Raw genomic sequence first — 26,593 nt, forward strand, 5'->3', positions numbered from 1 at the left:
GAGCATTGCTTTGGTGCGCCGTCAAGGGTGGCGGACGTTGCCAAGGAATAAAATATCTGCAATTTTCAAGGTTCTTTTAGAACCTATTTTTTAGGTTCTGTTTTTCATAGGTTACTTTACACTACCTGATTGATTCTACCTGCAAGAAATCCTGCACCAAATCCGTTATCAATATTCACCACGGAAACTCCCGATGCGCAGGAATTCAGCATTGACAAAAGTGCAGCAATCCCGCCAAGATTTGCCCCATATCCTACGCTGGTGGGTACTGCTATAACCGGACAGGATACAAGACCCCCAATTACGCTGGCAAGTGCACCTTCCATGCCCGCAACAGCAATGACAACACGGGCCGATGTCAGTACATCCAGATTCGAAAGCAGACGGTGCAGCCCTGCAACCCCCACATCGTAGAGCCGGGTCACCTGGTTTCCCAACACCTCCGCTGTCAGTGCGGCCTCTTCGCATACCGCCATATCACTTGTGCCTCCACTGGCAACGACGATATCGCCCGTCTTTTCTTTTTCAGAATCCCGGTTTACAATACCCAATTGGGGAATGGGATGATATTCAAGCTGGCACTGCTTCTCCAAAATCGCAGCTGCTTTGGACGAAAGCCGGGTCACCAGAATATCCTTTGCACCATTCTTCAGCATTCTGTCTACAATACCGCAGATCTGCCCGGCAGTCTTGCCCATACCGTAAATAACCTCCGGTACACCCTGCCGTACCCCCCGGTGATTATCAATCTTTGCATATCCCAGGTCTTCGAAAGGGGCTGTCCTTAAGTGGGTGAGGGCTTCGTCAGGAGACACTCTCCCCTCCTTTACTTTGTTCAGCATTTCGAGTATATCTTTTTGGTTCATAAAAACGCTCCTTCTGTAAAATCATTTTAACTTATTTGTATTTTCTCCTGCAGCGGGGTAAAATGCTTCAGACAGCTTTTCCACCGTATAAGCCAATCTGTCGCCCGGCAGCACACTCTCAAGATCAATCGTTGCAAAACGCTCGTTCTTTACACAGGAAAGCTTGGAAAGCACATCATTGGCCTTAATTTCTTCAATCTTCTCTTCCACCGAGGGGCTGTCATAATCATGAACAAGAATAATGTCCGGTTCCCGTGAGAGTGCTTCCTCGTAGCTTACAGTTACCCATGCTTTATCCTCTACATCCTGAAACAGATTTTCTCCGCCCGCCAATTCAATAAGCAAAGACTCAAAATTCGTTCCGCTGCAGGTGAATACTCCATCGCTGCCACTGTCATACACAAGGACTTTAAGCGGTTTTTCATTTTTAACCTTATCCTGTACAGCCTGGATGCGTTCCTCCTGTTCCTTAACATACTCGGCAGTTCTGTCCTCAATTCCGAATACGTTCCCCAGGTCTAGTATTTCCTGATACTGTTCTTCCAGGGTTGTGGCTGAATTAATATAGGTCGTCATACCGTAATCTTCCAACTCATCCACATCCAGTCCGTCACCGCCAAACTCCCAGTCAATGCCATAAACAAAATCCGCCCCGCTGGAAATCACGGCTTCCCTGGTGGCCGAACTGTGATTTATCTCGGGAATAGCTTCTAAGGCCTTGGCATACTCAGGCAGTGGCCCTCGGCTGTGATTGCGCAGACTTGTTCCCACAATAGAGTCCTCTAGGCCGAGGGCCACCAGCAATTCTGCACAATTGGGACCCAGAGCAAGTACTTTCTTAGGCGCTGACTGAACCGTTATTTTACGTCCGTAATTGTCTAAAGTTATTGGGTAGCCGGTATCAGAAACTTGGGCAGCCTTTTTCTGTGCTGACACTTCCGCGCTTTCCCCACTATCACCATCTTTTTCACCAGCCCTGCTCCCACAGCCCGCCAAAGCTGTTAAAATCATTGCTGCACACAACAATGCCACTATTATTCTTTTTTTCATACTATTTACCTCGCTTTCCTTCTTTATACATAAACGTTTGCCGGCAAAAAGGTGATGGACACCTTCCCTGTAAGAGGGTGAATCGACGTATCGCAATGAACTCCATAAATTTCATAGATGTTTTTCGGCGTAAGAACTTCCTCAGGGGTCCCCTCTAGTACAATTTTCCCGTCTTTTAGCACATAAATCCGATCGCAGTAGAGGGCTGCCATATTCAAATCATGAATAGCTGACAGTACGGTTACCTCTAATCTTTTCACAAAATCAAACACCTGCATCTGGTAGCTGATATCCAAATGATTTGTCGGTTCATCTAAAATGAGAAAATCACTTTCCTGGGCGATAACCCTTGCAATAATGACTCTCTGCTTTTCTCCTCCGGAGAGCTGGCGGTAACTTCGCCTGGCCATAGACTCCATACCCACATGTTCCAGCGCATGATTTGTAATCTTCCTGTCATACTCATTATCAATCTCAAAAAGTTTCTTGTGGGGCGTCCGTCCCATTGCAGCAATCTCTTCTACGGTAAAGTCAAAGGGTACCTCGTTCTCTTGGCCTACAACTCCCATTTTTAGTGCAGCTCTTTTATGGCTCATGGAAAAGAGATCTTCATTGTCCAGAACAGCTGTCCCCTCGTTCGGAGTGAGGGCACGGTAAATATTCTTTAGTAAAGTAGATTTCCCGCTGCCGTTTGGTCCTATCACTCCGACAAACTCGCCCTTGTTTACGTAAAGCGAGATAGAATCCACTGCCTCCTTCTCTCCATAGGAAAAGGTTATGTTGTTTACGTTTAGCTTCATAAGTCTGCTCCTTCTTTATGTTTAACAGCCATATATTTACTAATTAACCCTGTTTTTGCGCCTCAGGAGAAATATAAATAAGGGGCCGCCGATAATAGCAGTCAGAATCCCTACAGGCAGTTCCTCCGGAGCAATCAGCATTCTGGCAAGAACATCTACCCAAACCACCAGTATACCTCCCAGCAGCGCTGAAACCGGCAGTACCCTGCGGTGGTCCCCGCCCACAAGCAGGCGGGTGAAATGGGGAACCATTAAGCCCACAAAACCGATAGTTCCGCTGACTGCAATTGTAACCCCTGACATAAGAGAAGCCACGAGGATCAGAAGCTTTTGTAGTCTCTTAACATTTATCCCCAGTGATCCGGCATTTTCTTCCCCTAAAAGCAAAAGGTTCAATCCCCGGTAATTTATCGTAAGAATTACCATGCATACCAGCAGAACAATAAGCGGCAGTTTCAGATAGCCCCATTTCGCACCTGCAAGGCTTCCCGACATCCAAAAAGTAGCATTGTGGAGTCCCAATGCATTTGGTGCGCTTAGAGTTATAACACGGGTTACACCATCCATAATCATGGAAATGGCAACACCGGACAGCAGCAGCTGGGCTATATTAATGCGTCCGTGCACCCTTGATAGAGAATATACGGCAATTATAGTAGCAACAGCTCCAATGAATGCACTGATGGACAGCGAGTACTTTCCTAAAAATGAAAACGCACCGAACAGCATACCAAGAGTTGCTGCGGCCGATGCCCCGGAGGATACACCAAGGATAAACGGATCTGCCAGCTGATTTCGGACTAACGCCTGCATCGCAACTCCGATTACTGACAGAGATGCACCAACTACCATTCCTAAGCAGACCCGGGGAAGTCTAAGACCAACTACAATATTCTCATCGACCTGCTGCCATGTGTGTGGTATTTCATCCCCGATTCCAGGTATTTTACTCATCAAAATTCTGGCGGTATTTCCAGGTGATACGTAAACGGGACCAAGCCCAAGGCATAATACCACTGAAATAATGGAAATAATCGCTAACAGTAAAATTATACCCTTCATATCAGGTTTTTTGTGGTTAAAAAATCCTTTGCATGCAGTAAACTTCATGTCGCTCCCTTTTATTTTTGCAAAAAAAGACTGCAGCCCTGCGATTCGGCAGGTTTTGCAGTCTTCTTGATTGCGTTTCTTATAGTCTTTTATTTCTTCTCATGGAAAGTTTTTAATACTATCCAGGTGAACGTCTGCACTGCATTACTGCAACGGCAGTCTTACCGCTTATCACTCATTTGCGAGTGTACGCCACTTCATGCGGCTATAAGCATCGTCAGTTAAGACAGCTGTTTAATCTGAGCAGTAATCAGCTTTATATATTCATTCAGTGATTGTTCCCGGACGCCTACGACCTGAGTGTTGCAGCGTGTGGAAGGAAGGAGTATCTTTTTGCCCCTGCTTTGTCCGACAGCTGTTGCCATGGCAGGAGTTATTTCACCATGCAGGGCATCAGCAACAATAATTCCTATGGGACCGATAATATAATCTGCATCCCGGCAATTGACTATAACGGCGTTCTCGCCTGTTGCCCCCGCAGCAGGCCTGGAACTAAGCATGGCACCTGTTGCAGAACTATTCGTTCCGACGGCAATAATATCTGCAGAAATGTGAGCGGCCAGCAGCTCTTGAATGACTGCAGCTCCCATCTTCCCCCCTTGTCCATCAATTACAACAATTTTCATATAGTCAGACTCTCCTAATTCTGTGATTCAATATAACATTCGAATTATAGCACAGTATTACATGTTTAGCAAACAAAAACTTAGTGTTAATAAGGGAAGCTATTTTTATACAATCGCACTTCCCCCGTCAACAATAACAAACTGCCCCTGTACATAGCTGGAGGCATCACTGGAGAAATAAAGAATCGTACCGTTTAATTCTCCATGTTTACCAGGACGTCCTGCCGGATTCGAGTAATTATAGGACTTAAGAAATTCATCGGATTTAAACAGAGTGCCGCTTGTCATCTCACTTTCAAAAAGTCCGGGGCCTACAGCATTTACGGTAATTCCGTACCTCGCATATGATGCTGCCATACCTTTTGTCAATCCCAGGACTGCAGATTTGGATGCATTATAAGAATGCCTGATAAACAGATCTGCTTTGTCCGCTATAACTGCGTTGATAGATGCAATGTTAACAATCTTTCCATATCCTTTTTCCTTCATATGTGGTACCACATACTTACTGGCAAGGAAAATGCCTTTAACATTTGTGTTAAAAGATTTATCCCAATCTTCTACAGTCATACTGTCTACGCCGCCTCTTACCGCTACTCCGGCATTATTCAGCAGAATATCAATATGACCAAAAGCTTCCATAACCTTTGCGATGGCTGCCTTTACGCTTTCTTCCTCTGTGACATCACAGGCTGCTGTTATTGCCTTTCTGCCTGTCTTTTCAATCTCCGCTTTTACAGCCTCCAGCTTTTCCGCTCTTCTTGCAAGCAATGCCACATCCGCCCCTGCCTCTGCATAAGCAAGTGCCGCATCCGCTCCAAGACCTGAACTTGCACCTGTTACCACCGCTACTTTTCCTGTTAGATCAAATAAATCAGCCATGTCCTTCATATCCTCCTTGATATTGTTATTTTAATATCATTCTACACTTCTTTTCGTAAAACGTCTATGAAAATTATCCGCCTGTACTGAATTTTATACAATATTTCTTCCGCAGCACTCCTTCACACAGAGCAATCGCCTTCTCGTACTCCCCCTTCTTTATCCATTCCAAAACCTGATGATAGGGATGTCTGAATTCTTCAGGTATCTGCGCAACCCTTTGGGCAGCATCCGGATTGGACTCTTTCTGCAAATATTCGTAAGCTTCTCTGATTTTTTTAAATTTTTCTGTTCCTCTTCCGGACGGTACTGCCTTACAAGCCTAAAATATGCTCTCTTTACCACCTGTTTGTCTGCACCGGGTTCAAGGTGCAGTACTTTATATGGATCCATAAAATGTCTCCTTTCATGCAGTCAGTATCTCTTCCACCTCAACGCTATCCTATCAATATCAGACTCCGTATAGCCACTGTCAGACAATGCAGTTTCTATCGGCCTTTTTGTCAGTTCAACCAGATCTGCGGTCATCTCCTCGAACATCCCGACCGTAATTGTTTCCTCCAGGGTTACAGGTGTTTCACCTGACACCGCAAGACGCTTTGTGCTAAAAAACAATATACCACATCTCCCGATCAACTAAGATTAAATCATCATTCGCTTCGCAATGCCTCCACCGGATCTTTTCTAGCTGCTGCAGAGGACGGAAACAATCCGGAAATAAAGGCTAAAAACATACTTATTCCAATCAGGATGAGTGCCGCGGTTATCGGCAGCTGAGCAATTTTTTCAATGCCAAGCCTGTTATAAACAATTATATTTGCCGGAATGCTGATGAGGTATGTGACACCAACACCCAAGACGCCGGCTACGAAACCGATAATCAGGGTTTCGGCGTTAAACACTCGTCTGACATCCCGCTTACTTGCACCGAGAGCACGCAAGATTCCAATCTCTTTCTTCCGCTCCAATACAGATATATAGGTAATTACACCAATCATGATAGAGGAAACAACCAGTGATACAGCAACAAAGGCAATCAGTGCATAGCTGATTGTATCCACGATATCTGTCACCGAGGTCATCAGGGTACCCACAAGATCAGTATACCGCACAATCTTATCCTTGTCTCCCGCTTTCTCCATCCGGTCATTGTAATTCTCAAGGAAGTTCTTCACATCATCTTTTGAATTAAAGTCCAGCGGATATATATTTATTTGAGATGGATTCGCCGGATCTGCATATCCCAGAGCAGAGAGATTACTTTCGTAAGTACTCTCCTCAGGATTCATGAGAGCTTTTAGAAACTCAAGTATTTCATCTTCTGACATCTTGAGTTTAAATGCCCGGACAAATGCATTCTGATCTATGCTGACGGCATTTTGCATCTGTGAAGGCAGCTGGCTCAGTGCACCTTCTATCTGCTCCTGAAGCTGAACCTGAAGCTGTGCCTGAATAGAATCCATCCATTGCGCTACATAGTTCTGCATGGTCGTTTCCATATAGGTTCCAAGAGTATTCGCCAGCTTAGTATCTATCTGGGTCGAGGCAAGCAGATCATTTAACTGGGTAGTCATTGCTTCCTGTATATCGGGGCGTGCCAGGTAAGCTGCAAGATCTTCTGCCATCTGATTCGGATCCGCAGCCTCTTTTCCTGCCTCTTCCGCCAGAAACCCCTGCATCGTGCCCGTCATAATAGCAGTAAGTTCCTCAGATGGGATATGAACTTCCCCGGCCAGGGATTCTGTCACCTCGTTTATATCAAAAGAAGGAGGTTCTATATCATCTGTATTAATCGAAATATCTCCCAATCCCGACAGGTCAAGATTAATCTGGTCAGGATCCATGTTAAAGGCATTTTTAATGGCGTTCTCGTCGATAGAAAATAAATCCGTAAAATCGAATTCTGATGCAGACTTTCCTTCTTTCTCTTCAGCAAAGCTTTTACCGGTCAGAACATTTACAGCCGGATCTGCAATCTGTTTCTTAATAATCTCTTTATCTCCTGCTTCTTTCATAAGATAGCTGGTAAGCGCAGGCATGTAATTGACGCCGGGAGAAAGTGATGTTGCTTTTGCATCCGGATCAGCCTGTACCACGCCGACAATCTTCAAATCCAGGCCACTATTGACAAGCTCACTCATATATTTGTTGTTGTCGGATTTATCCACCCAGATACTATGCTCTTTATCATATGTATACTTGTCGGCCGGAGAGATAACTTTTAACTTTGCGGACATTAGGTCCTTGTAATTAAATGTTTTTTTCTCCTTCTTTAATTTCACCTCTGCATCAGGATTATTAACAAATCGCTCCATTACATCCTTCAGTTCTGTTCTGTTTCTGAGCCCAAGAGTGTAAAGAACATAATCGGAGACACTTCCGTCAGGCATCAAAACAATAACAGCCTCATTATAATTTTCGGGCCAGCGGCCTGCATCCACTATATATTGGTCTTCAAACATTTTAGCGTCACCCGGCATTTCGTTGAAAACATTCATGCCCATAGAATTTCCCGAGCCCATAAATGCATTTAGAGCACTGTTGCCGGAAAGTCCATAAGAGCCAAGAATTGAATCCGGATTGACCCGGTCAACATTCTTGGAAGTATCCGCAAGGTAAATCTCAGGTGTTACCTCATATGAGTATTGAACCGTCTTCACATAAGGATCTATCTTTGGCCCATTCGCTTCGATATAAGACTTCAGTGATTTTAGATCATTTTTATTTTGGTGGTTAAACAGGGTTTCGGTAATCTTTTGCTCCCTGATACCTCCAGAACCAGAATTGCCGGCTGCGGATTTAGTGCCCGCCGCTTTTTCTCCCGAATCAGCAAAGAATCCGGAAAAATCGATTCCCGAGTCTTGGATTGTAAGCGGATATATACTCATGGTTTCTTGCTCTACTCCCGCGATATATGCGTCTATTCCACTTGCCAGCGCAAGGATCGCGGCAATTCCGATAATACCAATGGAACCTGCAAGAGCTGTCACAAAGGTGCGGCCTTTTTTCGTCAAGAGGTTGCTAAGTGACAGTGAAATCGCTGTAAAAAAGGACATACTGACTTTGCGGGGTGCACGGCCTGTATGCTGCTTCTCCTCAGTCTCATCCAGTGGATTCGTGTCGGACATGATTTGTCCATCCTTCAGCTGAATGATTCTCGTCGCATATTCGTCCGCAAGCTCACTGTTATGCGTAACCATAACAACAAGCCTGTCTTTGGCAATCCTGGTCAGAAGATTCATCACCTGCTCACTGGTACTCGTATCCAGTGCGCCGGTGGGTTCATCCGCCAGCAATATCTCCGGGTCATTAATCAATGCCCTGGCAATTGCTACCCTCTGCATCTGGCCGCCGCTGAGCTGATTTGGCAACTTTCTTATGTGATCTCCCAGCCCGACTTCCTCCAGTGCCTTTTTTGCACGTTCTTTTCGCTCCGCCGGTGATACACCGCTTAAGGTTAAAGCCAGCTCAACGTTTGAAAGGATTGACTGATGGGGGATAAGGTTATAGCTCTGGAACACAAAACCAATCCTATTATTTCTGTAGGTGTCCCAGTCAGATGATTTGTATTTCTTCGTGGATATGCCGTCAATTTCAAGGTCTCCCGAATCATAGTGGTCGAGTCCTCCGATGATATTGAGCATGGTAGTCTTTCCGGAGCCGGAGGGACCCAAGATAGCCGCAAACTCATTATCGCGGAATGTCACCGATACCCCATCCAGTGCGGTCTGAGTATAATCAAATGTTTTGTATGCTTTACGTATTTCTGACAATTTCAGCATAATTTATATTGTTTCCTTTCTTTGCCGGGTGTAATTAAAGATTTTCCTGTTTATAAATAATAGCACAGTATCCTGGTTTACGCTATACGTAATATGAACGTACAATACAAAGCGGGCAAACAAAATGCCAGCCGATGAATCGGCTGGCGAAAAACCTCATTATTTTTATTTGCGGTATTGATCTATAACTACAGCTATCAAAATAATTACACACATGGCATTTGTCTAAGGCCTATGCTGTGCCAAGGCTTCCTTTTATAAAGTTTGAATTGCTGCGGCATTTCCGACAGCTTTAATATATTTTCTTCCAGGCGGTCGAAGGGAATCCTTCTCTGCATAACCACCTGTTTCAAAAAAATATTAATTACATTAGAAACCGGCATTCCAAACTGCTCTAATACAGCCTCCGCCTATTCTTTATCTACACCATTGGCGATAGAACATTAGTCGTTCTATCTTCTAATATAATTGGTGTGAAATTGGATACGCCTTCTCGGAAAAGCTATATTTACAAGGCCTAATCCTGGACATATGGCATCAACGCAATATGACGTGATCTCTTGATTGCTACTGTAAGAGTTCTTTGATGCTTTGCACAGTTTCCTGTGATTCTTCTGGGAAGAATCTTGCCTCTCTCAGATACATACTTTCTCAGCTTTGCTACATCTTTATAATCAATCTCGTTATTCTCTTTTCCGCAGAATACACATACTTTTTTTCTTCTGCGTGACGGTCCTCTTCTTCTGAAGCCGCCTTCAGGTCTGCTTCCTTTTTCGTAAGCCATTTCTTTTACCTCCTATATGATTTATAGAAAGATCTCACAATCTAGTTAAAGGGTAACTCTTCGTCAATCCCATCCGGGATGTTCATGAAGCCGTCACCTGCATCAACACTTGGTGTGGGGCTGGGTGCTGCCTGATTGAAAGAGCCTCGGTTGGCCTCGCTTTCGGCTTTGCTCTCGGCAAACTCCTGGTCCTCAACAATTACTTCTGTCGTGTATACTTTCACGCCCTCTTTGTTCGTGTAGCTTCCAGTTTGAATGCGTCCCGAAATAGAAACGCGCATTCCCTGACGGAAATATTTCTCTGCAAATTCTGCTGAGCGGCCAAACACAACACACGGAATGAAATCCGCTGTAGGCTCATTATCTCTCTTAAATCTGCGGTCAACAGCCACTGTATATCTTGCAACGGCAGTTGCATTCTCACCTTGTGAATATCTAACTTCCGGGTCTCTTGTTAAGCGCCCTACTAAAACTACTTTATTCATATATACCTCTTTCTCTATGCTTCCTGTCTAACGCATAAATATCTGAGTACATTGTCCATAATACGGATCCGCTGTTCAACTTCTCTTGGGACATTGCTTTCAGATTCGAAGTGGACGAAGTAGTAATATCCTTCTTTCATCTTCTGAATTTCGTAAGCGAATCTTCTCTTACCCCATTCATCGACATCAGTTACATTGCCGCCGAAACGTGTGATTAATGCTTTCACCTTCTCGACAACTTCTGCTCTGGCGTCATCTTCGATTTTTGCACTGACAACAACAGCTAACTCATACTTGTTCATGTCTTTTGCACCTCCTTATGGTCTCTGGCCCCCGCACCTTTTGCGGGAACAAGGAAAATTGAATATCCGAAGAACTTTAGAGTTCTGCGGGTACGTCACGAGTAATTATAATACCATAAGAAGCTGTCCGCATCAAGACTTTTTTCGTATTTCTTTCGTATTTTTCTCCACTAACTTTCGCGGAACCATAATCTGATGTTCACATCCCATACATTTCAGCCGGAAATCCGCACCGACTCTTAATACTTTCCATTCATGACTGCCGCATGGATGCGGCTTCTTCATACGAATAACATCTCCAACATCAAACCTGTCAGTCATAGGCACCTCCTTTTCTTTCTCAATAGCGAAGGGCCAGCTCGATTCCGCGTTGCTCTATCTCGCTGTGGCTAAGCGCCGGATAGAAATACTCATAAACCAACCTTAGTAAGCCAGCTTGCACAATTGTTTATGACTATTTCTGCCCTTCTAATTAGTTTCAGAATATTCAGTTTTCTACAAGTACGCCCTGCAGTAAGAACCTGTCTTCCTCATTTACATTAGTGCAGGTTGATAGACTTACTATTTTAGAACTAGAATCCACTTTTGCGTCTGTCTGATAGTTAGATGAATTTTTACACATCTCTAAATAATCAGCAAACTCTGGTTCTGTGGAGTACTCAATCTTGTAATTCTCCGACTGGTCATTGACAACTGCCGCCGCAAAAATCTGGTATGTAAGTCTTCCCTTATTTGGTGTATATATATAAAAATATGGGTGCTCTTTATAAAAATCTTCACTTGCGTAATCGTTCAGCTGGGAAAACATCTCTCCGCCAACCTGCAGGTTGTGCCCGTAGATAAATGTATTTTGGTCCGAAAAGTCTGAGCTGCTGCGCATATCCATAAAAATTGTCCCCAATTTGTTGTCATTGGCAGAAAATGTTTTTGTAAGGTATTCCTCATTGTCCGCACTTTTCACAACGGGATAGCTAATAACGGATGGTTCATCAAATCTGAGCCATGCTACAGTGTCGGGATTCATTTTCAGCAATGCGTCAAAGTCAACCTTAAAGCCATCATCCCCGGCATCATTATCCACCTTGTCCGTGTCATCTTTGTCTCTAATTGCCATTTTTTTCACCTTATCATATTCCTTCCCCCCGGAATAATATGGGGCCAGCATCATTACCAACTGGTATATTGAAATAACAAGCACACAGATAGAGACAATTAGCACAGTTGTAGATAGAATCTCCCCAAAAAGACCGTTTTTCTTAGGTTTCTTCTTTTTGTTCATCACATATTCCTCTCTATATTCTGAATATTCTGAAAACCAGCCGCAAAAGGGTCTGACCCCTATTTCAAATCACCTCTTTATTATAGAGGTGCTGCGCATATTTTTCAACTGCCGGAGAACATTTTTGACACGCCAGAAAATTTCAGCAATTATGATTGACGGGAGGTCATATTTTTGGTATACTTTAGGAGTTCTTTGAGAAGGATGCATAATATATTCTCTTAGGCATGGCGCAGTAGCCAAGTGGTAAGGCGTGGGTCTGCAACACCCTGATGCACCGGTTCAAATCCGGTCTGCGCCTCTTTGAGCAAAGAATTTAAAAAGGATGTGGAATATCGGTTAAATTGATATTCCACATCCTTTTTTATTAACCCGCCCTTTTATTATTCGTGTCAAAAAACTATTCTGTCAATTCCCGAAAAAGTCCTTTTACAGTAGGATAGATTTTCCTGAACTTCTGATATCTTTCTTCATATTTATCCACCAGTTCCTTATCCGGCTCAATAGTTTTCACAATTTTCACGAGGTTCTCTGCCGCTTCTTCCACCGAACTGAACTCTTTGCAGCCCACTGCAGCAAGTATGGCACCACCGTATCCCGGGCCTTCCTCACTTTCAATAACATCTACTTTTAAATTCATCACGTTCGCAATAATCTTTTTCCACAGAGGACTTTTTGCGCCTCCGCCGCAGATCTTTGTGCGTTCAATCTGCATACCGAGACTTCTGGCCACTTCCAGGGAATCCCTCAGGCCAAATGCCACGCCCTCCAGCACTGCCTGGGTCATTTCCTCCCTTGTAGTGTCCATGGTCATCCCTATGAAAGTAGCGCGTGCCTTGGGATCATTGTGGGGGGATCGTTCCCCCATAAGATATGGAAGATAAAATACCTGATTTTCACCCAGGTTTATAATGCGTTCCTGTTCTGCTGCATATTCCTTTGTCTGTAGGATTTCATCCATCCACCATTTATTGCAGGCGGCTGCGCTTAGCATACATCCCATCAAGTGGTAATTCCCGTCTGCATGCGCAAAAGAATGAAGGGCATTGTTCGCATCCACACTAAAAGATTTGCTGGATATAAAGATAGTCCCTGATGTTCCAAGGGAAATATTGCACATGCCTTCCCCGACGGTGCCTGTGCCGACTGCTGCCGCAGCATTGTCACCGGCTCCGGCAACAACCTTTACATCTTTTTCAAACCCAAAGATTTCCGCCACCTCCGGTTTCACATTTCCCACAACTTCATAGCTTTCATACAACCTTGGGAGCTGCTCTTCTGTCACCCCGCATATTTCCAGCATCTCCTTTGACCAGCATCTATGCTCCACATCTAACAGCAGCATTCCCGATGCATCAGAATAATCCGTGCAGAAAACACCGCTTAGTTTATAAGCAAGATAATCTTTAGGCAGCATAATTTTTCTGATTTTCGAGAAGTTTTCCGGCTCATTCTCCCTCATCCATAGAAGCTTCGGGGCCGTAAACCCGGCAAACGCAATATTTGCCGTACAGGCAGACAGTTTGACTTTTCCTATCACATCATTCAGATATTCTGTCTCCTTGCCGGTGCGCCCGTCATTCCACAAGATAGCCGGGCGGATCACTTCATCATTTTCATCCAGCACTACAAGACCATGCATCTGGCCGCCAAAGCTGATACCTGCAATCCGGGACTTTTCAAAGCTCGACGTCAGTTCCTTCATCCCTTCAGTCATCTGCTCATACCAGTCCCGGGGGTCCTGCTCAGACCAGCCCGGGTGAGGAAAATATAAGGGGTATTCCTTCGAAACAACATTGCAGATTTCACCATTTTCATCCATCAGCAAAAGCTTCACAGCTGATGTACCTAAATCAATCCCTATGTATAGCATATCATTCACCTCCATCAAAAAGGGGTCTGACCCTTTTGAACGTCATTTTCAGAAAATTCAGTCATTATACGATGCACTAGTTCCACGGATTCTCTGTCGGATATCTTATCCCTGCCGGCTGATTGTATCCGATTTCCTCCACAGGAACCCCCATATACTTGAATACTTCAAATAATGCTTTTCCGTGATTTCCAAAGGCTACCGCTCCGTGGTGGGGGTAGTTTCCTTCTATCAACACATGACGGTAAAATCTCCCCATTTCGGATATGGCAAATATACCGATGGAGCCGAAGGATTTTGTGGCCACAGGAAGGACTTCCCCCTGAGCTATGTATGCACGCATTTTTCCGTCTGCTGTGCTCTGCAGACGGAAAAATGTGATATCGCCGGGTATGATATCCCCCTCAAGAGTTCCCTGTGTCACTTCTTCCGGCAGCGTTCTGGCCATAATCATCTGGTTCTTCATCTCACAGAAGGAAAGCTTTTGGGAAGCTGTATTTCCACAGTGGAAGCCCATGAAAGTGTCTTTCTGTGTGTACTTGAATTTTCCCTCTATATCTTCTTTGTACATGTCTGCTGGCACCGTGTTATTAATGTCAAGCAATGTTACAGTGTCTTCACTTACAACAGTCCCAATAAACTCGCTCAGCGCTCCGTAAATGTCCACCTCGCAGGATACTGGTATCCCTTCTGCGGTCAGGCGGCTGTTGACATAACAAGGCACAAATCCGAACTGGGTCTGAAATGCCGGCCAGCATTTTCCTGCAATTGCAACATACTTTCTGTAGCCTTTATGCTCCTTAACCCAGTCCTTCAAGGTAATTTCATACTGGGCCAGTTTCAGGAGAATCTCTGGCTTTTTGTTGCCTGTCCCCAGTTCCGCCTCCATTTCCTTAACAACCGCAGGGAGTCTTTCATCTTCGGCATGGTTGTTGTATGCCTCAAACAAATCCAGCTCAGAGTTTTCTTCAATTTCTACTCCCAGGTTGTAAAGCTGCTGAATCGGTGCATTACATGCAAGGAAATTTAAAGGGCGGGGGCCAAAGCTGATAATCTTCAGGCTGCTCAAACCTATAACTGCCCTTGCGATAGGTTTAAACTCCTGAATCATATCTGCACATTCCTCTGCCGTTCCGACGGGATATTCCGGAATATATGCCTTAACACTGCGCAGCTTCAGATTATAGCTGGCATTGAGCATTCCGCAGTAAGCATCCCCCCGGCCCTGGACCAGGTTATTTCCCGTCTCTTCTGCCGCTGCAATAAACATCTTCGGTCCATCGAAATGCTTAGCAAGCAATGTCTCTGCAATTTCCGGTCCGAAATTTCCAAGGTAAACAACAAGAGCATTGCATCCGGCATTTTTTATGTCCTCCAGCGCCTGCACCATATGAATTTCGCTTTCCACGATACAGATTGGGCATTCATAAATTTCAACCTCACCATATTTTTCTTTGTAAGCTTTCATCAACGCTTCCCTGCGTGATACAGAAAGGCTTTCTGGAAAGCAGTCCCGGCTGACCGCCACAACTCCTATTTTCAATTCCGGCATATTGTTCATTTTCTATTCCTCACTTTTTTCAGAATATTCTAACATCTTTTTCCCTTGTCATAGATTTCGCCCTGTGCACGTAGTGCACGGTTTGTGATTATTTATCTTAATTTGATAGTATCATTTTATGTAATCTCCGTCAACAATTGATTTTGGTCGGATTTGACAGAAAACACCCCTATTCTGTGGAACTCTTTGTCCAGCATCTTGTGTTTTCTGTAGATAGGAATTATACTATATTCAAACACAAGAAAGAAGGTCTGCATATGGATAATTTTACATTTTTTGCACCAACCTATTTTGCATTTGGGATGGGTACTGAAAACGAAACCGGAAAATACGTGAAACGATTCGGCGGCAGCAAGGTTTTAATCCACTATGGAGGTGGCTCCGTCATCCGTTCCGGTTTACTGGACCGGGTGAAGAAATCACTGGAAACAGAAGATCTGGCCTATATTGAGCTTGGAGGAGTAAAGCCAAATCCAAGAAGTGGTCTGGTTTACAAAGGAATTGAACTTTGCAGAAATGAAAAGGTTGATTTTATTTTAGCTGTAGGCGGCGGCAGTACAATCGATTCCTCGAAGGCCATTGCAGCAGGAGTTCCATACGATGGTGATTTCTGGGATTATTATGAAGGAAAACCTATAGAAAATGCACTGCCTGTAGGAACTGTTCTTACCATTTCCGCTGCCGGAAGTGAAGGCTCGCCTGATTCTGTCATCACGAAAGAAGAAGGAATGTTTAAACGTGGAGCAACTGGTGAGGGCTTAAGACCCAAATTTACAATTATGAACCCGGCTCTGACACAGACCCTGCCTGCTTATCAAACTGCCTGCGGCATTACGGATATTATGGCCCATCTGTACGAGCGTTATCTGACCAATACAAAAGAGGTAGAGGTTACCGACCGTATGATTGAAGCCCTGCTGCTGACCATGATCCACGAAGGGCCAAGAGCAATAAAGGATTCGGACAACTATGATGCCCGCGCAAATATTATGTGGGCAGGTATGATGGCACACAATAATTCCTGCGGTGTCGGAAGAACCCAGGACTGGACAAGCCATGACATCGAACATGAGCTGTCCGCTTTATATGATTGTGCCCACGGAGCCGGCCTAGCTGTCGTGATGCCGGCCGTATTTAAGTATAACCTGAGGCATAACGTAATGCGCTTCGCACAGGCTGCTGTCCGAGTATGGGGATGTCAGATGAATTTTGAAAACCCGGAAGAAACTGCTCTTGCAGGAATCGAAGCATTACGTCAATTTTTGATTTCTATTGGTATGCCAAAGAACTTTGCCGAACTGGGAGCTAAAGAGGCGGATATCGAGAAACTGGCACATACCGCCTGCTACGGGAACGTAAATACCGGCACTCTGGGCGGATTTGTAGAGCTGACGCAAAAGGATGTGGAAAGCATCTATCATCTTATGGTATAAACATAGAAGTCTGCAAAAGGGACAGGCCTCATTATAAGGTCTGTCCCCTTTTATTACTTTCTGTTTGCAAAAAAACCTTTTATTAAGTGCCCCATGCCTTTGAAAAAATGCCCGTTTACAATCTCTGTCAAGGCATGTGCCATGCCCATACTTACCATGCCGCCGGTCATTTTTGCAATACCTCGGAATGGTACATTATATATGAATAAAATATTAAGGTCCGGTTTTCCCTTTGCCATACTTTTATTTTTCAAATGATTCAGTATCCTAAACATCCATCTGGCAAGACCGCTCTTTTGCGTAGTACATCTGACAGAGAGCATCGTTCAAATCCAGTCCTTTGCTCCTGTCCCATTTACTTTCAGGTATCGGCCGTCCCAGAAGCTTTTCAAATTCTCCATCTTCCACCTCTGCCGCCTGTCCTGCATAATAGGTGGGAAGCTCTTCCTTTTTGTACGGAAGTTCAGCCTGTGTTCCCTCTATGTTCACCTCTGTGGCAAGAAGAATATTTGCTGCATTGGATCCTGCCATAACCTGATAGATCCCACCTTCTACTTCCCATCCATTAGTCTTTACATTATAGTAGCGGAATGCCTTATCATCCAGCAAAACGGTAACTGTTCTGCTCTCTCCCGCCTTCAGATAAACTTTGTGAAAGCCTTTTAGCTCCTTTCGGGGGCGGAAAATTTCACTATCCGATTTTGATATGTAAATCTGCACCACCTCTGCGCCATCCACATTTCCGGTGTTTTTAACCGTTACACTGACTTTTTCTTCATCTGCCTTTATATTTGAATAAGCAAATGAAGTATAGCTGAGCCCGTACCCAAATGGAAACAGTACCGGCACTCCCGCCGTTTCATAATATCTGTATCCTACGAACACACTCTCACGGTATTCCGAAGTCTTCTCTTCTCCGGGCCAATAACGGTATGCCGGAGTGTCCTCATAGCTTAGGGGAAACGTCTCGCTTAATCTTCCCGACGGACACACCTTCCCCGTCAGCACATTGGTCACTGCGCCCGCAGACATAACTGCCACTACATTGGGATTCTCTTTCTGCACCGCTGTCAGAAGATCCACCTGGTTTTGCGCTAGTTTCATGTGCTCCCTGTCCATTCCTTCTGTTTCGGCCAGCTCATCCAATCCAAGATAAAGAAGTACCACTTCAGCTTTTTTTGCAAGCTCTGCTGCCATTTTCTCTAGCTTTTGGCTGCTTTTTCCATTGCGTATAAAACCTTGCTCATAGCCTACAAACTCTATGGACTCTTCTGTCTTCCATATGTCCAGCGGGGTGTCAAGCTTTGTACAGTTTACAACGCTGGAGCCAGCTCCCTGATACCGTGGTTTAGCTGCAAAATCTCCGATAACCGCTACTTTTGTTCCTGGTTTCAGAGGAAGAATATTTTCCTCATTTCTCAGAAGAACTACACACTCCTCAGCTGCTTTTTCCGCCATCACATGATGCCGCTCTACATCAAATCCTTTGCCTGCTTTTCCCTGAACTGTCCTTTGCGTTTCAAAAATAATTTTTAGGAGCTCATCCACTCTTTTGTCCAGTACTTCCTCATTTAAGTTTCCACTCTTCACAGCTCGGACCAGTTCCTTCATTCCGTCTTTTCCGGTTGTGGGCATTTCCAGATGGCTTCCTGCTTTTACGCCGTCAGTATGGCTGTTACTGGCCCCCCAGTCAGATACGACAAAACCTTCAAACCCCCACTCGTTTACCAGAATCTCCTGCAGCAAATGTTGATTTTCATTGGCGTAGGTTCCGTTGATCCGGTTGTAGGAGGTCATAATAGATTTTGCTTTTCCCTCTTTCACCGCGATTTCAAAACCAGTGGTATAAATCTCGCGGAAGGTCCTCTCATCCAGCACAGAGTCATTGGACATACGCCGGAGCTCCTGACTGTTAACCGCAAAATGTTTCGGGCATGCTGCTGCGCCCTGACTTTGGATTCCTCTTATATATCCTGCTGCCATTTTCCCTGCCAGATAAGGATCCTCGCTGAAATATTCGAAATTTCTTCCGCACAAAGGACTTCTTTTTATGTTGAGTCCCGGGCCCAGAAGAACATTTACCCCCTGAGACACTGCCTCCTCTCCCAGATAGTTACCCAGTTCTTCCCCCAGCTTGGGATTCCAGCTGTTGGCCATCGCCGCCGCTGTGGGAAAACAGGTTGCAGGCAGACTGACATTGAGCCCCAGGTGATCCGCCTCCCCGGCCTGTCTGCGGATGCCGTGGGGCCCGTCGGATAAAGTCATGGAGGGGATCCCCAGCCGCTCGATGTCCACCGTCTGCCAGAAATCCTTTCCCGACAGGAGGGAGGATTTCTCCTCCAGCGTCATTTTATCAATTAATTCCTGATATTTCAAAATAATTCCTCCCATTTGAGTAACAGTTCAGCCATGTGGATTTTTGACAGTGTATGCAGGAGAAAATTTATTTTCGCATGCATATGGTGCTAAAAATTCATATGGCTGAACTGTTACCTATTTGACAACTCTTAGCGAGATTTGCTATATCCCTCATTATAAAACCTTTCACCGGTTATTTCATACTTTCAACGTAAACTGCGCTTTTTTGAGAGCAGTCTGTCATCTTCCTGCGCATTTACATATCACATACCTTTAACCTTTTCTTTTATTATATAGATTCTGTGAATATATACAATGAGATGTTTACCGGTCAGAAGAATTGGTGTAATTACATGAATTAAGAAATAGATATAAACAGGTGTAGATTTCTTCCCTGAAATTGACTATAATAAGAATCAGCTTATACATCTGGAGGAAATAAAATGTTAAAGAATATTATACTGATTGTTGCGCTGATTTGTTCCTGCATCTATATGGTACTGTTCTGGGTTTCCAACCCAAAGGCAAATATAATTGCAAATAAAATTCAAAAACCTTTTATTATTGTCAGTGCCGCTTTATTAGTCCTGTATATCATCTTGTAACAAGTGTCCTGGCCACTGCAAGGGCTTTTCTCAATACAATTGTCTTTATCATGATAAAATGCTATACTTTATGTAAACATATCCAATACACAGGAGGGACTTTCATGCCGGAAAACACACTCCAATTAGAGCAGCGGCAGAAGATGTCGCTGCAGCAGATGCAGTCTCTTGAACTTTTGGCATATACCAATCAGGAGCTGGACTATTTTCTTACCAATGAATATTTAGAAAATCCGCTGCTTGATAATTCGCAGGATAAACAAAATTCAATGATAGAGAACCTTGAGCAGCATTATGAAAAAAGCCTTACATACAAAGAACATTCTGCTCGGTGGGATGAAGACGACTGTTCCAGAGAAAATGATATTCCTGCCCAGCAGACAAATGAACTAAAAGAATTTCTGACCAGCCAGCTAAATAAAGCTGACTTTAGCACCAGTGACTGGCAGTTAATCAATTATCTAATCGAGTGCCTGGATGAAGATGGTTTCTTTATTTATAAACCGGAAGATATCGCCCATGTTTCGCAGTTTTCGGTTGATCGGATTAATGCATGCCTGCACATCTTAAAGACGCTCGAGCCTGTCGGAATTTTTGCAGAAGATATTTCTGAATGCCTGAAAATTCAGCTGGATTCACAGGGCATCCACGATCAGGAGCTGTTCACCATCATCGAACATTACATGCCGGATATCCTGAACGGACAAATCGCAAAAGTCTCACGCGCCCTGGGCTTATCATCAGTTAAGATAAAATCATATATTCATTTAATCGGTGAGTTGAATCCTCGTCCAATCCTTAATTCCCTCTCTGCTAAAACCCAGTACATTGTCCCTGATATTATTGCTTCCTATGATTCCAGTCAGTGGCATGTCAACCTGAATGACAGTTGGTTGGGCGATTACAAATACAATGATTATTATCTCAAAATGATGCATAATACTAAAGACGACGAACTTAAAGAATACTTTAAAATCAAATATGAACGTACCCGTTTTGTCATTCAGGGCATTGAGCAGAGACGTAATACGATAATCAAAGTCGTCATGGCAATTCTGGGGCTCCAGGATAACTATTTTAGGGGCAATGCTCCACTTATGCCGATGTCACTAGATACAATTGCGCAAAAGACTAATTTTCATGCTTCTACAGTGAGCCGAGCGATAAAAGATAAATATCTGCAGTATGAGAAGACAGTGTTATTAAAAGATCTGTTTACTTCCTCCATCTCGCATAATTCCTTGTCCACAGAATCAGTGAAAAACAGGCTGCTGGAAATAATCCACGGGGAGAATACAAAGAAGCCATTCAGTGATGCCAAACTTTCCCAACAGATGGAGAAGGAAGGAATCAAAGTCTCCCGCAGAACCATCGCCAAATACCGTCAGGCTCTGGGAATCCCCAAAGCCCGGCAGCGGCAATATTTAAAATAAGGGTGGCCAAACAAAATCGAAATCGTCCTATCTTTATCCTATTTGGATTACCTGCCCGGGGTAAATAAGATCGGGGTTGCTGATATTATTAATTTGTGCCAGTTTTAGATAAGTTGTGTCATACTTAGCAGCAATTTCAGATAATGTATCTCCGGAAATTCCATTTATCTGACCACTGTTGCTGTACTGCCAGATATCTTTGTTGGCACCAGTTAATGCCTGGAAGTTTATTTAAAGCGAAGCAAAAGAAAAAGTGCTAAATTCCAGGGGAATCAGCACTCTCTCAAAATATAATAAAGGCACAGACCGGATTTGAACCGGTGATCAGGGTGTTGCAGACCCACGCCTTACCACTTGGCTACTGCGCCTTATCATGACTCCTACGGGAATCGAACCCGTGTTACCGCCGTGAAAGGGCGATGTCTTAACCGCTTGACCAAGGAGCCATATATCTATTTATCTCGGTCACTGTTTTCACAGTGACCGTTTTTAATAATATCACACCCCAGGTCAGAATGCAAGACCTTTTCAAACAAAAAGGGGACTGACCCTTTTGCGGTCCGTTTTCAGAATATTCCGTCTTTTTCAAGGTGATAAGATACAATCAAGTCTACCATTCTATCATAGCTCTGTACCCCGTCTGATTGTCCGTTTACTTTCAGATAAGTATCGTTCACTTTATTCGATACTTCTGCTACTGTTCCTTCATATGAATTCCAAAAGCGGCTGTTCGCTTTCAAGTCTGTCTCCACCTGCTGATTCAGTCCAAAACGTACCTCGTCGGCTGCTTTCGCGTCCATCCGCTTCAAAGCATTTGTACTGTATATCCAGCCCATCAGATAACCGCTGTACTGAAAGTCTTCTCCCGCTGCATCCTTACATGCCAGAAATGCAATGAAATTTGCCTCTTCTTCCTGCATGAACCCCCGCAGATGTGACAGTTCATGGCATGCTGTAAATGGAATGTTGTATGCCGTCATATCTTCGTTATAATTTGCTTCAACCGTAAAGGGGGAATATATTCCCGTAATCCCCTGCCAGGACAAAATCTCTGATACCAACAGACTTTTGGGCTGAGGATAGTACCCAGATAATGCAGGATATTGTTCCCCCAGTTGCTCCATCGCTGTAACCGCAGCCCTTTCATCTTCGCCTGTCAATTTCATAACCCCCGCCTCATCCCGGTTTACCAGTCCCGTCCTGGCATTTAGCTCTTCAGTCAGCCACATGCAGGTCTGCTTTAAATCCTCTACTGTGTACTCCACCATCTGTATATCTGACTTCTCCGAAAATGAAACCCGTCGATAATTAATTCCACAGTTTAAAACGTACAGAAGTACCAGTACAGACACTGTAAGAAAGAGACCGGAAGCCCACTGTAGGATTACCGGCCCGCCACACTTGTTCCTTACAGCACTGGCAACAGCATGAATAAATGAACCGGCCAGCAAAACAATTAATACATAAAGTGCAAGTTCTGAAAGAGAAAAAGAGAATACCCCCGCAAAGCGTCCTACCGTTCCAACAAAAAGAGGATAAATATGTGCGGAATACCACTCTGCCATTCTAGATGACCGGCCTGCAGCGATTGTAAGTACAGCAGATGCTGCCAGAAGAACCCCGCCCGTCAGGAGACGTTTTTCCGCTATACTTAATTTTTCATGTTTGTTCCTGGTCATTCCTTCTTCCCCCCTTAACCCCCGGTAAATTCTGTTTTTTCTGTCAAACAATTGCCATTTCCAGGCTGCAGGATGATGTTAACTATTTGTAGAATCGGGTATCGTAATGAGTCTATTATAGCAAAAGCGCATGAAAAAAGCGATGGATTTATAGCATCTTCCAGCTTTTTCATGCGTTTCCATTGTGCAGTTTTCCAATTATCCCCAGATCTCCTGTACAATTTCCTTTACCAGTTTCAATTTGGCCCACTGCTCTTCTTCTGTCAGTTTATTTCCTTCCTCCGTAGATGCAAAACCACACTGAGGGCTCAGACACAGCCTGTCGAGGGGCATGTATTGCTCAGCTTGTCGAATTCTTTTGATAATTGCCTCCTTATCTTCCAGCACCGGACTCTTTGTGGTAATCAGACCAAGCACCACCTTTTTATCCCCTGTCACATATTTTAAGGGCTCAAAATCCCCGGAACGTTCATCATCAAACTCCAGATAGTAGGCTTCTACATTTTCCTGCCCAAAAAGATGGGGTGCAATTGGTGCATATCCTCCCTGAGAAGCCCATGTAGAATGGTAGTTTCCCCGGCACACATGAGTTGTCACCACAAGATCCTTTGGTTTATCTTTTATCGCAAGGTTATTGACTTTCACATACTGTTCTGCCAGCTTTTCTAGTGATGGTGCATTTTTCTGCCGGATTTTCCAGTACTTCACATCGCAGAACATTCCCCAGGTGCAATCATCAAATTGGAGATTTCTGCAGCCGGCAGCATATAAATCCGAAATTACCCGGCGATAGGCCTTACCGATATCATCAATCAACTCATCTTCATTCTCGTAAATCTGCTTTGTTATCTCTGCATTTCCGGCTCTTGTCAGCTCTGCCAGAAACTGTGCAGGGGCAGGAATCGTCTGGCGCGCAGTCACTGTATTATCCTCCAATGCTTTTACAAATTTAAAGTGCTTCACAAAAGGATGGTTTTCTCCGGATATCCTGCCCGTCAGCACTGCCGTTTCTGGCCTGGTTACCTCATCGCGAAAAACATACCCCTGTGCATTTTCCTTTCTTTCTACTCCCTGCAGTCCCCACATAAAATCAAGATGCCACCAGCTTCTCCTGAACTCTCCATCTGTGATTACCGGCAGACCGGCTTCCTTTTGTTTATGAACTAATTCAATAATTGACCTGTCTTCGACCTCCTTTAGTTCTTCCCGGTTAATCTTTCCTGCAGCATAGTCCCTTCTTGCAGCCTTTAATTTCCCCGGCCTCAAAAAACTTCCTACAATATCAAATCGAAATGGTGCTCTATTATTCATTTCAAATCCTCCTCTATCTTTGTTGATAGGATAAGTATACTATTCAGGAAATGATTTGAAAAATATATAAAAGTAAAGGTTTGATATAGCTAAAAGCTATATCAAACCCAAGTCTGCCTTCTGATTATTTTTCATATAACTTGTATATTTTTGCAACGCTTCCAAATAAGCCCTGCCATATCTGCTTGGCGCTACATGTTTATGAGTTATGACGCCGATTCTCATGTACTCATCAACCAGAAGGGGTTTTGCAATGATATCCGCCCCATTAAGCTCTTTGCAGATAATCCCTGAACTGACTGTATATCCATTCAGTCCAATTGCAAGGTTAAACAGGGTCGCCCTGTCCCTCACTTTAATATTCCTTCTTCTATCCAGGGTGCTTAAAATTTCTTCTGAAAAATAAAAAGCATTGTTTTCCCCCTGTTCAAAGGAAAGATAAGGATAGTTCTCCAAATCCTCTATTGTCAGACTCTCCCTTTCTGCCAGGGGATGCCTTGAAGCAATAAACACATGAGGCTTCGCCACAAATAGTTCCTCAAATTTCAGTTCATTTTTCTTAATCAATTTCATTAGAACTTCTTCGTTCTTGGAGGATGTGTAAAGAATACCAATCTCACTTTTCAGTCTCTGTACGTCCTCAATGATTTCATATGTCTGCGTCTCTCTCAACGTGAAATCATATTTATTTCCGTCAAACTGCCGTATCACATCCACAAATGCATTTACCGCAAAAGAATAGTGCTGACAGGAGACAGAAAAACGCGGACTCTGCTCCTTCACATTCAGGAACTTTTCTTCCAGCAGGTTTGCCTGTTCCAAAACCTGTCGTGCATAGCCCAAAAACTCATCCCCTTCATTTGAGATGACAACTCCTTTATTGGTTCTGTTGAATATTGTAATCTGCATTTCCTGCTCAAGCTCTTTGATGGCATTGGTAAGGCTGGGCTGTGAAATAAACAGATCCTTAGCCGCCTCACTGATTGTGCCCTTTTCCGCTACAGTTACAACATACTTTAGCTGCTGCAATGTCATATTGATTCCTCACACAATTCTTTTTTCTCAACAACTATATGTAATTTTTCCGACATTACAATCATAAAAAAAAGCGGAACCGCCATAAAGAGTGGATACAGCCCGATATTGATATACTGAGCTATGACTCCAAACAGCGGAGGAACCAGACAGGTTCCCACATAAGCTGCCGCCATCTGCATCCCGATAATTGACTGACTTAAACCTGCGCCAAAATTATACGGTGTTTCGTGTATGATGGACGGAAAAACAGGTGCACAGCCACAGCCTATCAAAATGAGTCCCGTAACCAGAATGCCATTTCCGAAAGGCAGTAATACGCAAAGGATTCCTATCCCCGCCACTGCCTGCCCCAGGCGAACCATATTCCGATCATTGACCTTCATCGTAATAAATCCGCAGACAAATCTTCCTGCCGTTATTCCCAGATAAAACAAACTGGCCCAGTTGGCCGCCCGCTCAGGAGCAACTCCCCGGTACAAGGTACAATAGCTCGCAGCCCACAATCCTGCAGTACTTTCCAGTGCGCAATAACAAAAGAAACAGGTCAGCGCTTCTTTTACTCCTCTCACCTTCAAAATCTGCCCAAATGTATACCGATGCCGCGTATGCTCTTTAGGTGACTCTAAGCCAGCCTCCAAAGCTTCTGCTTTTGCCGTTTCATGTTCCGGGTTTATTTGGGCTTTCGGGCCTGAAACGTAGTCCCCTCGTTTTTTTCGCCACAGAGGCAGAGAAAGAATTAAAATCGCTGTCAGAATGAACTGGAAAACCGATATGATGCGGTATCCACCGTTCCACTTTAAGCTTCCCGAAACAGCCCAGCCCATAATCATCGGCCCGATGCTGGCTCCCACTCCCCACATGCAGTGCAGCCAGCTCATATGCCGTGCCGGATAATGGAGAGCGACAAAATTATTCAGCCCAGCATCCACGCTACCGGCACCCAGTCCGTAGGGAAGAGCCCACAGGCACAAAACCAAGAAGGAATGACTGATGGAAAATCCAAACAAGGCTACTGCCGTCATACCTACACTAATTACCGTCACTTTCCCCGCCCCCAGTTTACGGGTCATATAGTCGCTTGCCAGACTGGAGACAATTGTCCCCACTGCAATAATCATCGTAATGGCCCCTGCCCAGGAGACAGATGTTCCCAACTCTTTATACATACTGGGCCACGCCGCGCCAAGCAGGGAATCCGGCAGTCCCAGGCTGATGAAAGCCACATAAATAATAAGCAATAATAATGATGTCATATTGATACTCCTTAATTATCTCTTTTCATTACTGCTCATTATAATATAAAATACAGGGGATTGCCACGATTATCACAGAGCTT

General features: G+C 44.2%; 26 protein-coding genes, 3 tRNA genes and 1 pseudogene. 4 read left to right on the top strand and 26 right to left on the bottom strand.

From position 1 onward, the window contains the following. Nucleotides 1–116: 116 nt before the first annotated feature. The 15 genes and pseudogenes from larB to srtB all read right to left on the bottom strand — a co-directional run bounded on the left by larB (nt 117) and on the right by srtB (nt 11,966). Nucleotides 117–866 (bottom strand): nickel pincer cofactor biosynthesis protein LarB, encoded by a 750-nt coding sequence (larB, locus tag BN3456_RS02665; protein ID WP_089982621.1) that lies wholly within the window; start codon nt 864–866, stop codon nt 117–119. Nucleotides 867–887: 21 nt separating this feature from the next. Further along, complete coding sequence (locus tag BN3456_RS02670) at nt 888–1,916, bottom strand: ABC transporter substrate-binding protein (RefSeq protein ID WP_089982622.1); 1,029 nt, start codon at nt 1,914–1,916, stop codon at nt 888–890. A 23-nt stretch (nt 1,917–1,939) separates the two neighbouring features. Then, complete coding sequence (locus BN3456_RS02675) at nt 1,940–2,716, bottom strand: ABC transporter ATP-binding protein (RefSeq protein WP_089982623.1); 777 nt, start codon at nt 2,714–2,716, stop codon at nt 1,940–1,942. 39 nt (nt 2,717–2,755) lie between these two features. Then, on the bottom strand, nt 2,756–3,826 hold the full coding sequence (locus BN3456_RS02680) for a FecCD family ABC transporter permease (protein WP_089982624.1): 1,071 nt from the start codon (nt 3,824–3,826) through the stop codon (nt 2,756–2,758). Between the two features lie 221 nt (nt 3,827–4,047). Beyond that, nucleotides 4,048–4,452 carry a DUF3842 family protein gene (locus tag BN3456_RS02685; protein WP_089982625.1) on the bottom strand — a complete coding sequence of 135 codons (405 nt, stop codon included), beginning with the start codon at nt 4,450–4,452 and terminating at the stop codon, nt 4,048–4,050. Nucleotides 4,453–4,557: 105 nt separating this feature from the next. Next, nucleotides 4,558–5,334 (bottom strand): SDR family NAD(P)-dependent oxidoreductase, encoded by a 777-nt coding sequence (locus BN3456_RS02690; protein ID WP_089982626.1) that lies wholly within the window; start codon nt 5,332–5,334, stop codon nt 4,558–4,560. 159 nt (nt 5,335–5,493) lie between these two features. After that, nucleotides 5,494–5,727 carry a J domain-containing protein gene (locus tag BN3456_RS02695; protein ID WP_089982627.1) on the bottom strand — a complete coding sequence of 78 codons (234 nt, stop codon included), beginning with the start codon at nt 5,725–5,727 and terminating at the stop codon, nt 5,494–5,496. A gap of 21 nt (nt 5,728–5,748) precedes the next feature. Next, nucleotides 5,749–5,949 (bottom strand): Hsp70 family protein, encoded by a 201-nt coding sequence (locus BN3456_RS16185; protein WP_089982628.1) that lies wholly within the window; start codon nt 5,947–5,949, stop codon nt 5,749–5,751. A 35-nt stretch (nt 5,950–5,984) separates the two neighbouring features. Continuing rightward, entirely contained in the window at nt 5,985–9,116 is a 3,132-nt protein-coding gene (locus BN3456_RS02705) for an ABC transporter ATP-binding protein/permease (protein WP_089982629.1), read from the bottom strand. 266 nt (nt 9,117–9,382) lie between these two features. Next, nucleotides 9,383–9,553, bottom strand: a pseudogene (locus BN3456_RS02710) (type II toxin-antitoxin system RelB/DinJ family antitoxin); the annotation flags it as partial. A gap of 80 nt (nt 9,554–9,633) precedes the next feature. Beyond that, a complete protein-coding gene (gene rpsR / locus BN3456_RS02715) occupies nt 9,634–9,900 on the bottom strand; it encodes a 30S ribosomal protein S18 (RefSeq protein WP_089982631.1) in 267 nt (88 codons plus the stop codon). A 41-nt stretch (nt 9,901–9,941) separates the two neighbouring features. Beyond that, a complete protein-coding gene (locus BN3456_RS02720; protein ID WP_089982632.1) occupies nt 9,942–10,385 on the bottom strand; it encodes a single-stranded DNA-binding protein in 444 nt (147 codons plus the stop codon). 14 nt (nt 10,386–10,399) lie between these two features. Continuing rightward, nucleotides 10,400–10,687, bottom strand: a complete 288-nt coding sequence (gene rpsF / locus BN3456_RS02725; protein ID WP_089982633.1) for a 30S ribosomal protein S6 — start codon at nt 10,685–10,687, stop codon at nt 10,400–10,402. 132 nt (nt 10,688–10,819) lie between these two features. After that, a complete protein-coding gene (locus BN3456_RS02730; protein ID WP_089982634.1) occupies nt 10,820–11,008 on the bottom strand; it encodes a DUF951 domain-containing protein in 189 nt (62 codons plus the stop codon). A gap of 166 nt (nt 11,009–11,174) precedes the next feature. Beyond that, nucleotides 11,175–11,966: a class B sortase gene (gene srtB / locus BN3456_RS02735; RefSeq protein WP_089982635.1), complete on the bottom strand. Its 792-nt coding sequence runs from the start codon at nt 11,964–11,966 to the stop codon at nt 11,175–11,177. A gap of 229 nt (nt 11,967–12,195) precedes the next feature. On the opposite strand from srtB, the gene BN3456_RS02740 reads away from it, so the two are divergent. Continuing rightward, nucleotides 12,196–12,267 (top strand) — tRNA-Cys (locus BN3456_RS02740). A 99-nt stretch (nt 12,268–12,366) separates the two neighbouring features. Here the strand turns inward: BN3456_RS02740 and xylB are convergent. Together xylB and BN3456_RS02750 are read right to left on the bottom strand one after the other, a co-directional pair. Continuing rightward, a complete protein-coding gene (gene xylB / locus BN3456_RS02745; RefSeq protein ID WP_089982636.1) occupies nt 12,367–13,839 on the bottom strand; it encodes a xylulokinase in 1,473 nt (490 codons plus the stop codon). A gap of 76 nt (nt 13,840–13,915) precedes the next feature. Next, on the bottom strand, nt 13,916–15,400 hold the full coding sequence (locus tag BN3456_RS02750) for an L-fucose/L-arabinose isomerase family protein (RefSeq protein WP_089982637.1): 1,485 nt from the start codon (nt 15,398–15,400) through the stop codon (nt 13,916–13,918). Between the two features lie 257 nt (nt 15,401–15,657). Between BN3456_RS02750 and BN3456_RS02755 the strand changes: the two genes are divergently transcribed. Continuing rightward, complete coding sequence (locus BN3456_RS02755; protein ID WP_089982638.1) at nt 15,658–16,833, top strand: iron-containing alcohol dehydrogenase; 1,176 nt, start codon at nt 15,658–15,660, stop codon at nt 16,831–16,833. 53 nt (nt 16,834–16,886) lie between these two features. Here BN3456_RS02755 and BN3456_RS16535 read toward each other — a convergent pair whose 3' ends face one another. Continuing rightward, a complete protein-coding gene (locus BN3456_RS16535) occupies nt 16,887–17,087 on the bottom strand; it encodes a hypothetical protein (RefSeq protein ID WP_347457718.1) in 201 nt (66 codons plus the stop codon). Nucleotides 17,088–17,100: 13 nt separating this feature from the next. Then, the gene (locus tag BN3456_RS02760) at nt 17,101–19,209 is read right to left on the bottom strand and encodes a glycoside hydrolase family 3 N-terminal domain-containing protein (protein ID WP_347457720.1); all 2,109 of its coding nucleotides are present in this window, start codon (nt 19,207–19,209) and stop codon (nt 17,101–17,103) included. A gap of 425 nt (nt 19,210–19,634) precedes the next feature. On the opposite strand from BN3456_RS02760, the gene BN3456_RS15805 reads away from it, so the two are divergent. After that, nucleotides 19,635–19,796: a hypothetical protein gene (locus tag BN3456_RS15805; RefSeq protein ID WP_176699080.1), complete on the top strand. Its 162-nt coding sequence runs from the start codon at nt 19,635–19,637 to the stop codon at nt 19,794–19,796. 104 nt (nt 19,797–19,900) lie between these two features. Then, nucleotides 19,901–21,229, top strand: a complete 1,329-nt coding sequence (gene rpoN / locus BN3456_RS02765; protein ID WP_176699081.1) for an RNA polymerase factor sigma-54 — start codon at nt 19,901–19,903, stop codon at nt 21,227–21,229. A 33-nt stretch (nt 21,230–21,262) separates the two neighbouring features. On the opposite strand, the gene BN3456_RS16540 is transcribed toward rpoN, so the two are convergent. From BN3456_RS16540 to BN3456_RS02800, 7 genes are all read right to left on the bottom strand, one after another. Further along, a complete protein-coding gene (locus BN3456_RS16540; protein ID WP_089982651.1) occupies nt 21,263–21,460 on the bottom strand; it encodes a LysM peptidoglycan-binding domain-containing protein in 198 nt (65 codons plus the stop codon). A 66-nt stretch (nt 21,461–21,526) separates the two neighbouring features. Beyond that, nucleotides 21,527–21,597, bottom strand: a tRNA-Cys gene (locus BN3456_RS02775). 6 nt (nt 21,598–21,603) lie between these two features. Further along, nucleotides 21,604–21,675, bottom strand: a tRNA-Glu gene (locus tag BN3456_RS02780). A 120-nt stretch (nt 21,676–21,795) separates the two neighbouring features. Beyond that, on the bottom strand, nt 21,796–22,908 hold the full coding sequence (locus tag BN3456_RS02785) for a DUF3810 domain-containing protein (RefSeq protein WP_089982652.1): 1,113 nt from the start codon (nt 22,906–22,908) through the stop codon (nt 21,796–21,798). Nucleotides 22,909–23,106: 198 nt separating this feature from the next. Continuing rightward, on the bottom strand, nt 23,107–24,219 hold the full coding sequence (locus BN3456_RS02790) for a 5-methyltetrahydropteroyltriglutamate--homocysteine S-methyltransferase (protein WP_089982640.1): 1,113 nt from the start codon (nt 24,217–24,219) through the stop codon (nt 23,107–23,109). 96 nt (nt 24,220–24,315) lie between these two features. After that, nucleotides 24,316–25,254: a LysR family transcriptional regulator gene (locus tag BN3456_RS02795; protein ID WP_089982641.1), complete on the bottom strand. Its 939-nt coding sequence runs from the start codon at nt 25,252–25,254 to the stop codon at nt 24,316–24,318. Next, nucleotides 25,251–26,510, bottom strand: coding sequence for an MFS transporter (locus BN3456_RS02800; RefSeq protein WP_089982642.1), 1,260 nt, complete (start codon nt 26,508–26,510; stop codon nt 25,251–25,253). The genes BN3456_RS02795 and BN3456_RS02800 overlap by 4 nt, the downstream gene beginning before the upstream one ends. Between the last annotated feature and the right edge of the window lie 83 nt (nt 26,511–26,593).

Origin of the sequence: Clostridium sp. C105KSO13 (assembly GCF_001517425.1) — a bacterium.
Lineage (GTDB): Bacteria > Bacillota > Clostridia > Lachnospirales > Lachnospiraceae > Muricomes.

Coding starts and splice junctions, on each gene's coding strand:
- BN3456_RS02695 (WP_089982627.1), bottom strand. CDS start 5,727: ATGGATCCATATAAAGTACTGCACCTTGAACCCGGTGCAGACAAACAG.
- rpsR (WP_089982631.1), bottom strand. CDS start 9,900: ATGGCTTACGAAAAAGGAAGCAGACCTGAAGGCGGCTTCAGAAGAAGA.
- BN3456_RS02785 (WP_089982652.1), bottom strand. CDS start 22,908: ATGACCAGGAACAAACATGAAAAATTAAGTATAGCGGAAAAACGTCTC.
- srtB (WP_089982635.1), bottom strand. CDS start 11,966: ATGAACAAAAAGAAGAAACCTAAGAAAAACGGTCTTTTTGGGGAGATT.
- BN3456_RS02730 (WP_089982634.1), bottom strand. CDS start 11,008: ATGACTGACAGGTTTGATGTTGGAGATGTTATTCGTATGAAGAAGCCG.
- BN3456_RS02790 (WP_089982640.1), bottom strand. CDS start 24,219: ATGAATAATAGAGCACCATTTCGATTTGATATTGTAGGAAGTTTTTTG.
- BN3456_RS02720 (WP_089982632.1), bottom strand. CDS start 10,385: ATGAATAAAGTAGTTTTAGTAGGGCGCTTAACAAGAGACCCGGAAGTT.
- rpsF (WP_089982633.1), bottom strand. CDS start 10,687: ATGAACAAGTATGAGTTAGCTGTTGTTGTCAGTGCAAAAATCGAAGAT.
- BN3456_RS02800 (WP_089982642.1), bottom strand. CDS start 26,510: ATGACATCATTATTATTGCTTATTATTTATGTGGCTTTCATCAGCCTG.
- BN3456_RS02670 (WP_089982622.1), bottom strand. CDS start 1,916: ATGAAAAAAAGAATAATAGTGGCATTGTTGTGTGCAGCAATGATTTTA.
- BN3456_RS02795 (WP_089982641.1), bottom strand. CDS start 25,254: ATGACATTGCAGCAGCTAAAGTATGTTGTAACTGTAGCGGAAAAGGGC.
- BN3456_RS02750 (WP_089982637.1), bottom strand. CDS start 15,400: ATGAACAATATGCCGGAATTGAAAATAGGAGTTGTGGCGGTCAGCCGG.
- xylB (WP_089982636.1), bottom strand. CDS start 13,839: ATGCTATACATAGGGATTGATTTAGGTACATCAGCTGTGAAGCTTTTG.
- BN3456_RS02675 (WP_089982623.1), bottom strand. CDS start 2,716: ATGAAGCTAAACGTAAACAACATAACCTTTTCCTATGGAGAGAAGGAG.
- larB (WP_089982621.1), bottom strand. CDS start 866: ATGAACCAAAAAGATATACTCGAAATGCTGAACAAAGTAAAGGAGGGG.
- BN3456_RS02685 (WP_089982625.1), bottom strand. CDS start 4,452: ATGAAAATTGTTGTAATTGATGGACAAGGGGGGAAGATGGGAGCTGCA.
- BN3456_RS02690 (WP_089982626.1), bottom strand. CDS start 5,334: ATGGCTGATTTATTTGATCTAACAGGAAAAGTAGCGGTGGTAACAGGT.
- BN3456_RS02755 (WP_089982638.1), top strand. CDS start 15,658: ATGGATAATTTTACATTTTTTGCACCAACCTATTTTGCATTTGGGATG.
- BN3456_RS02705 (WP_089982629.1), bottom strand. CDS start 9,116: ATGCTGAAATTGTCAGAAATACGTAAAGCATACAAAACATTTGATTAT.
- BN3456_RS15805 (WP_176699080.1), top strand. CDS start 19,635: ATGTTAAAGAATATTATACTGATTGTTGCGCTGATTTGTTCCTGCATC.
- rpoN (WP_176699081.1), top strand. CDS start 19,901: ATGCCGGAAAACACACTCCAATTAGAGCAGCGGCAGAAGATGTCGCTG.
- BN3456_RS02680 (WP_089982624.1), bottom strand. CDS start 3,826: ATGAAGTTTACTGCATGCAAAGGATTTTTTAACCACAAAAAACCTGAT.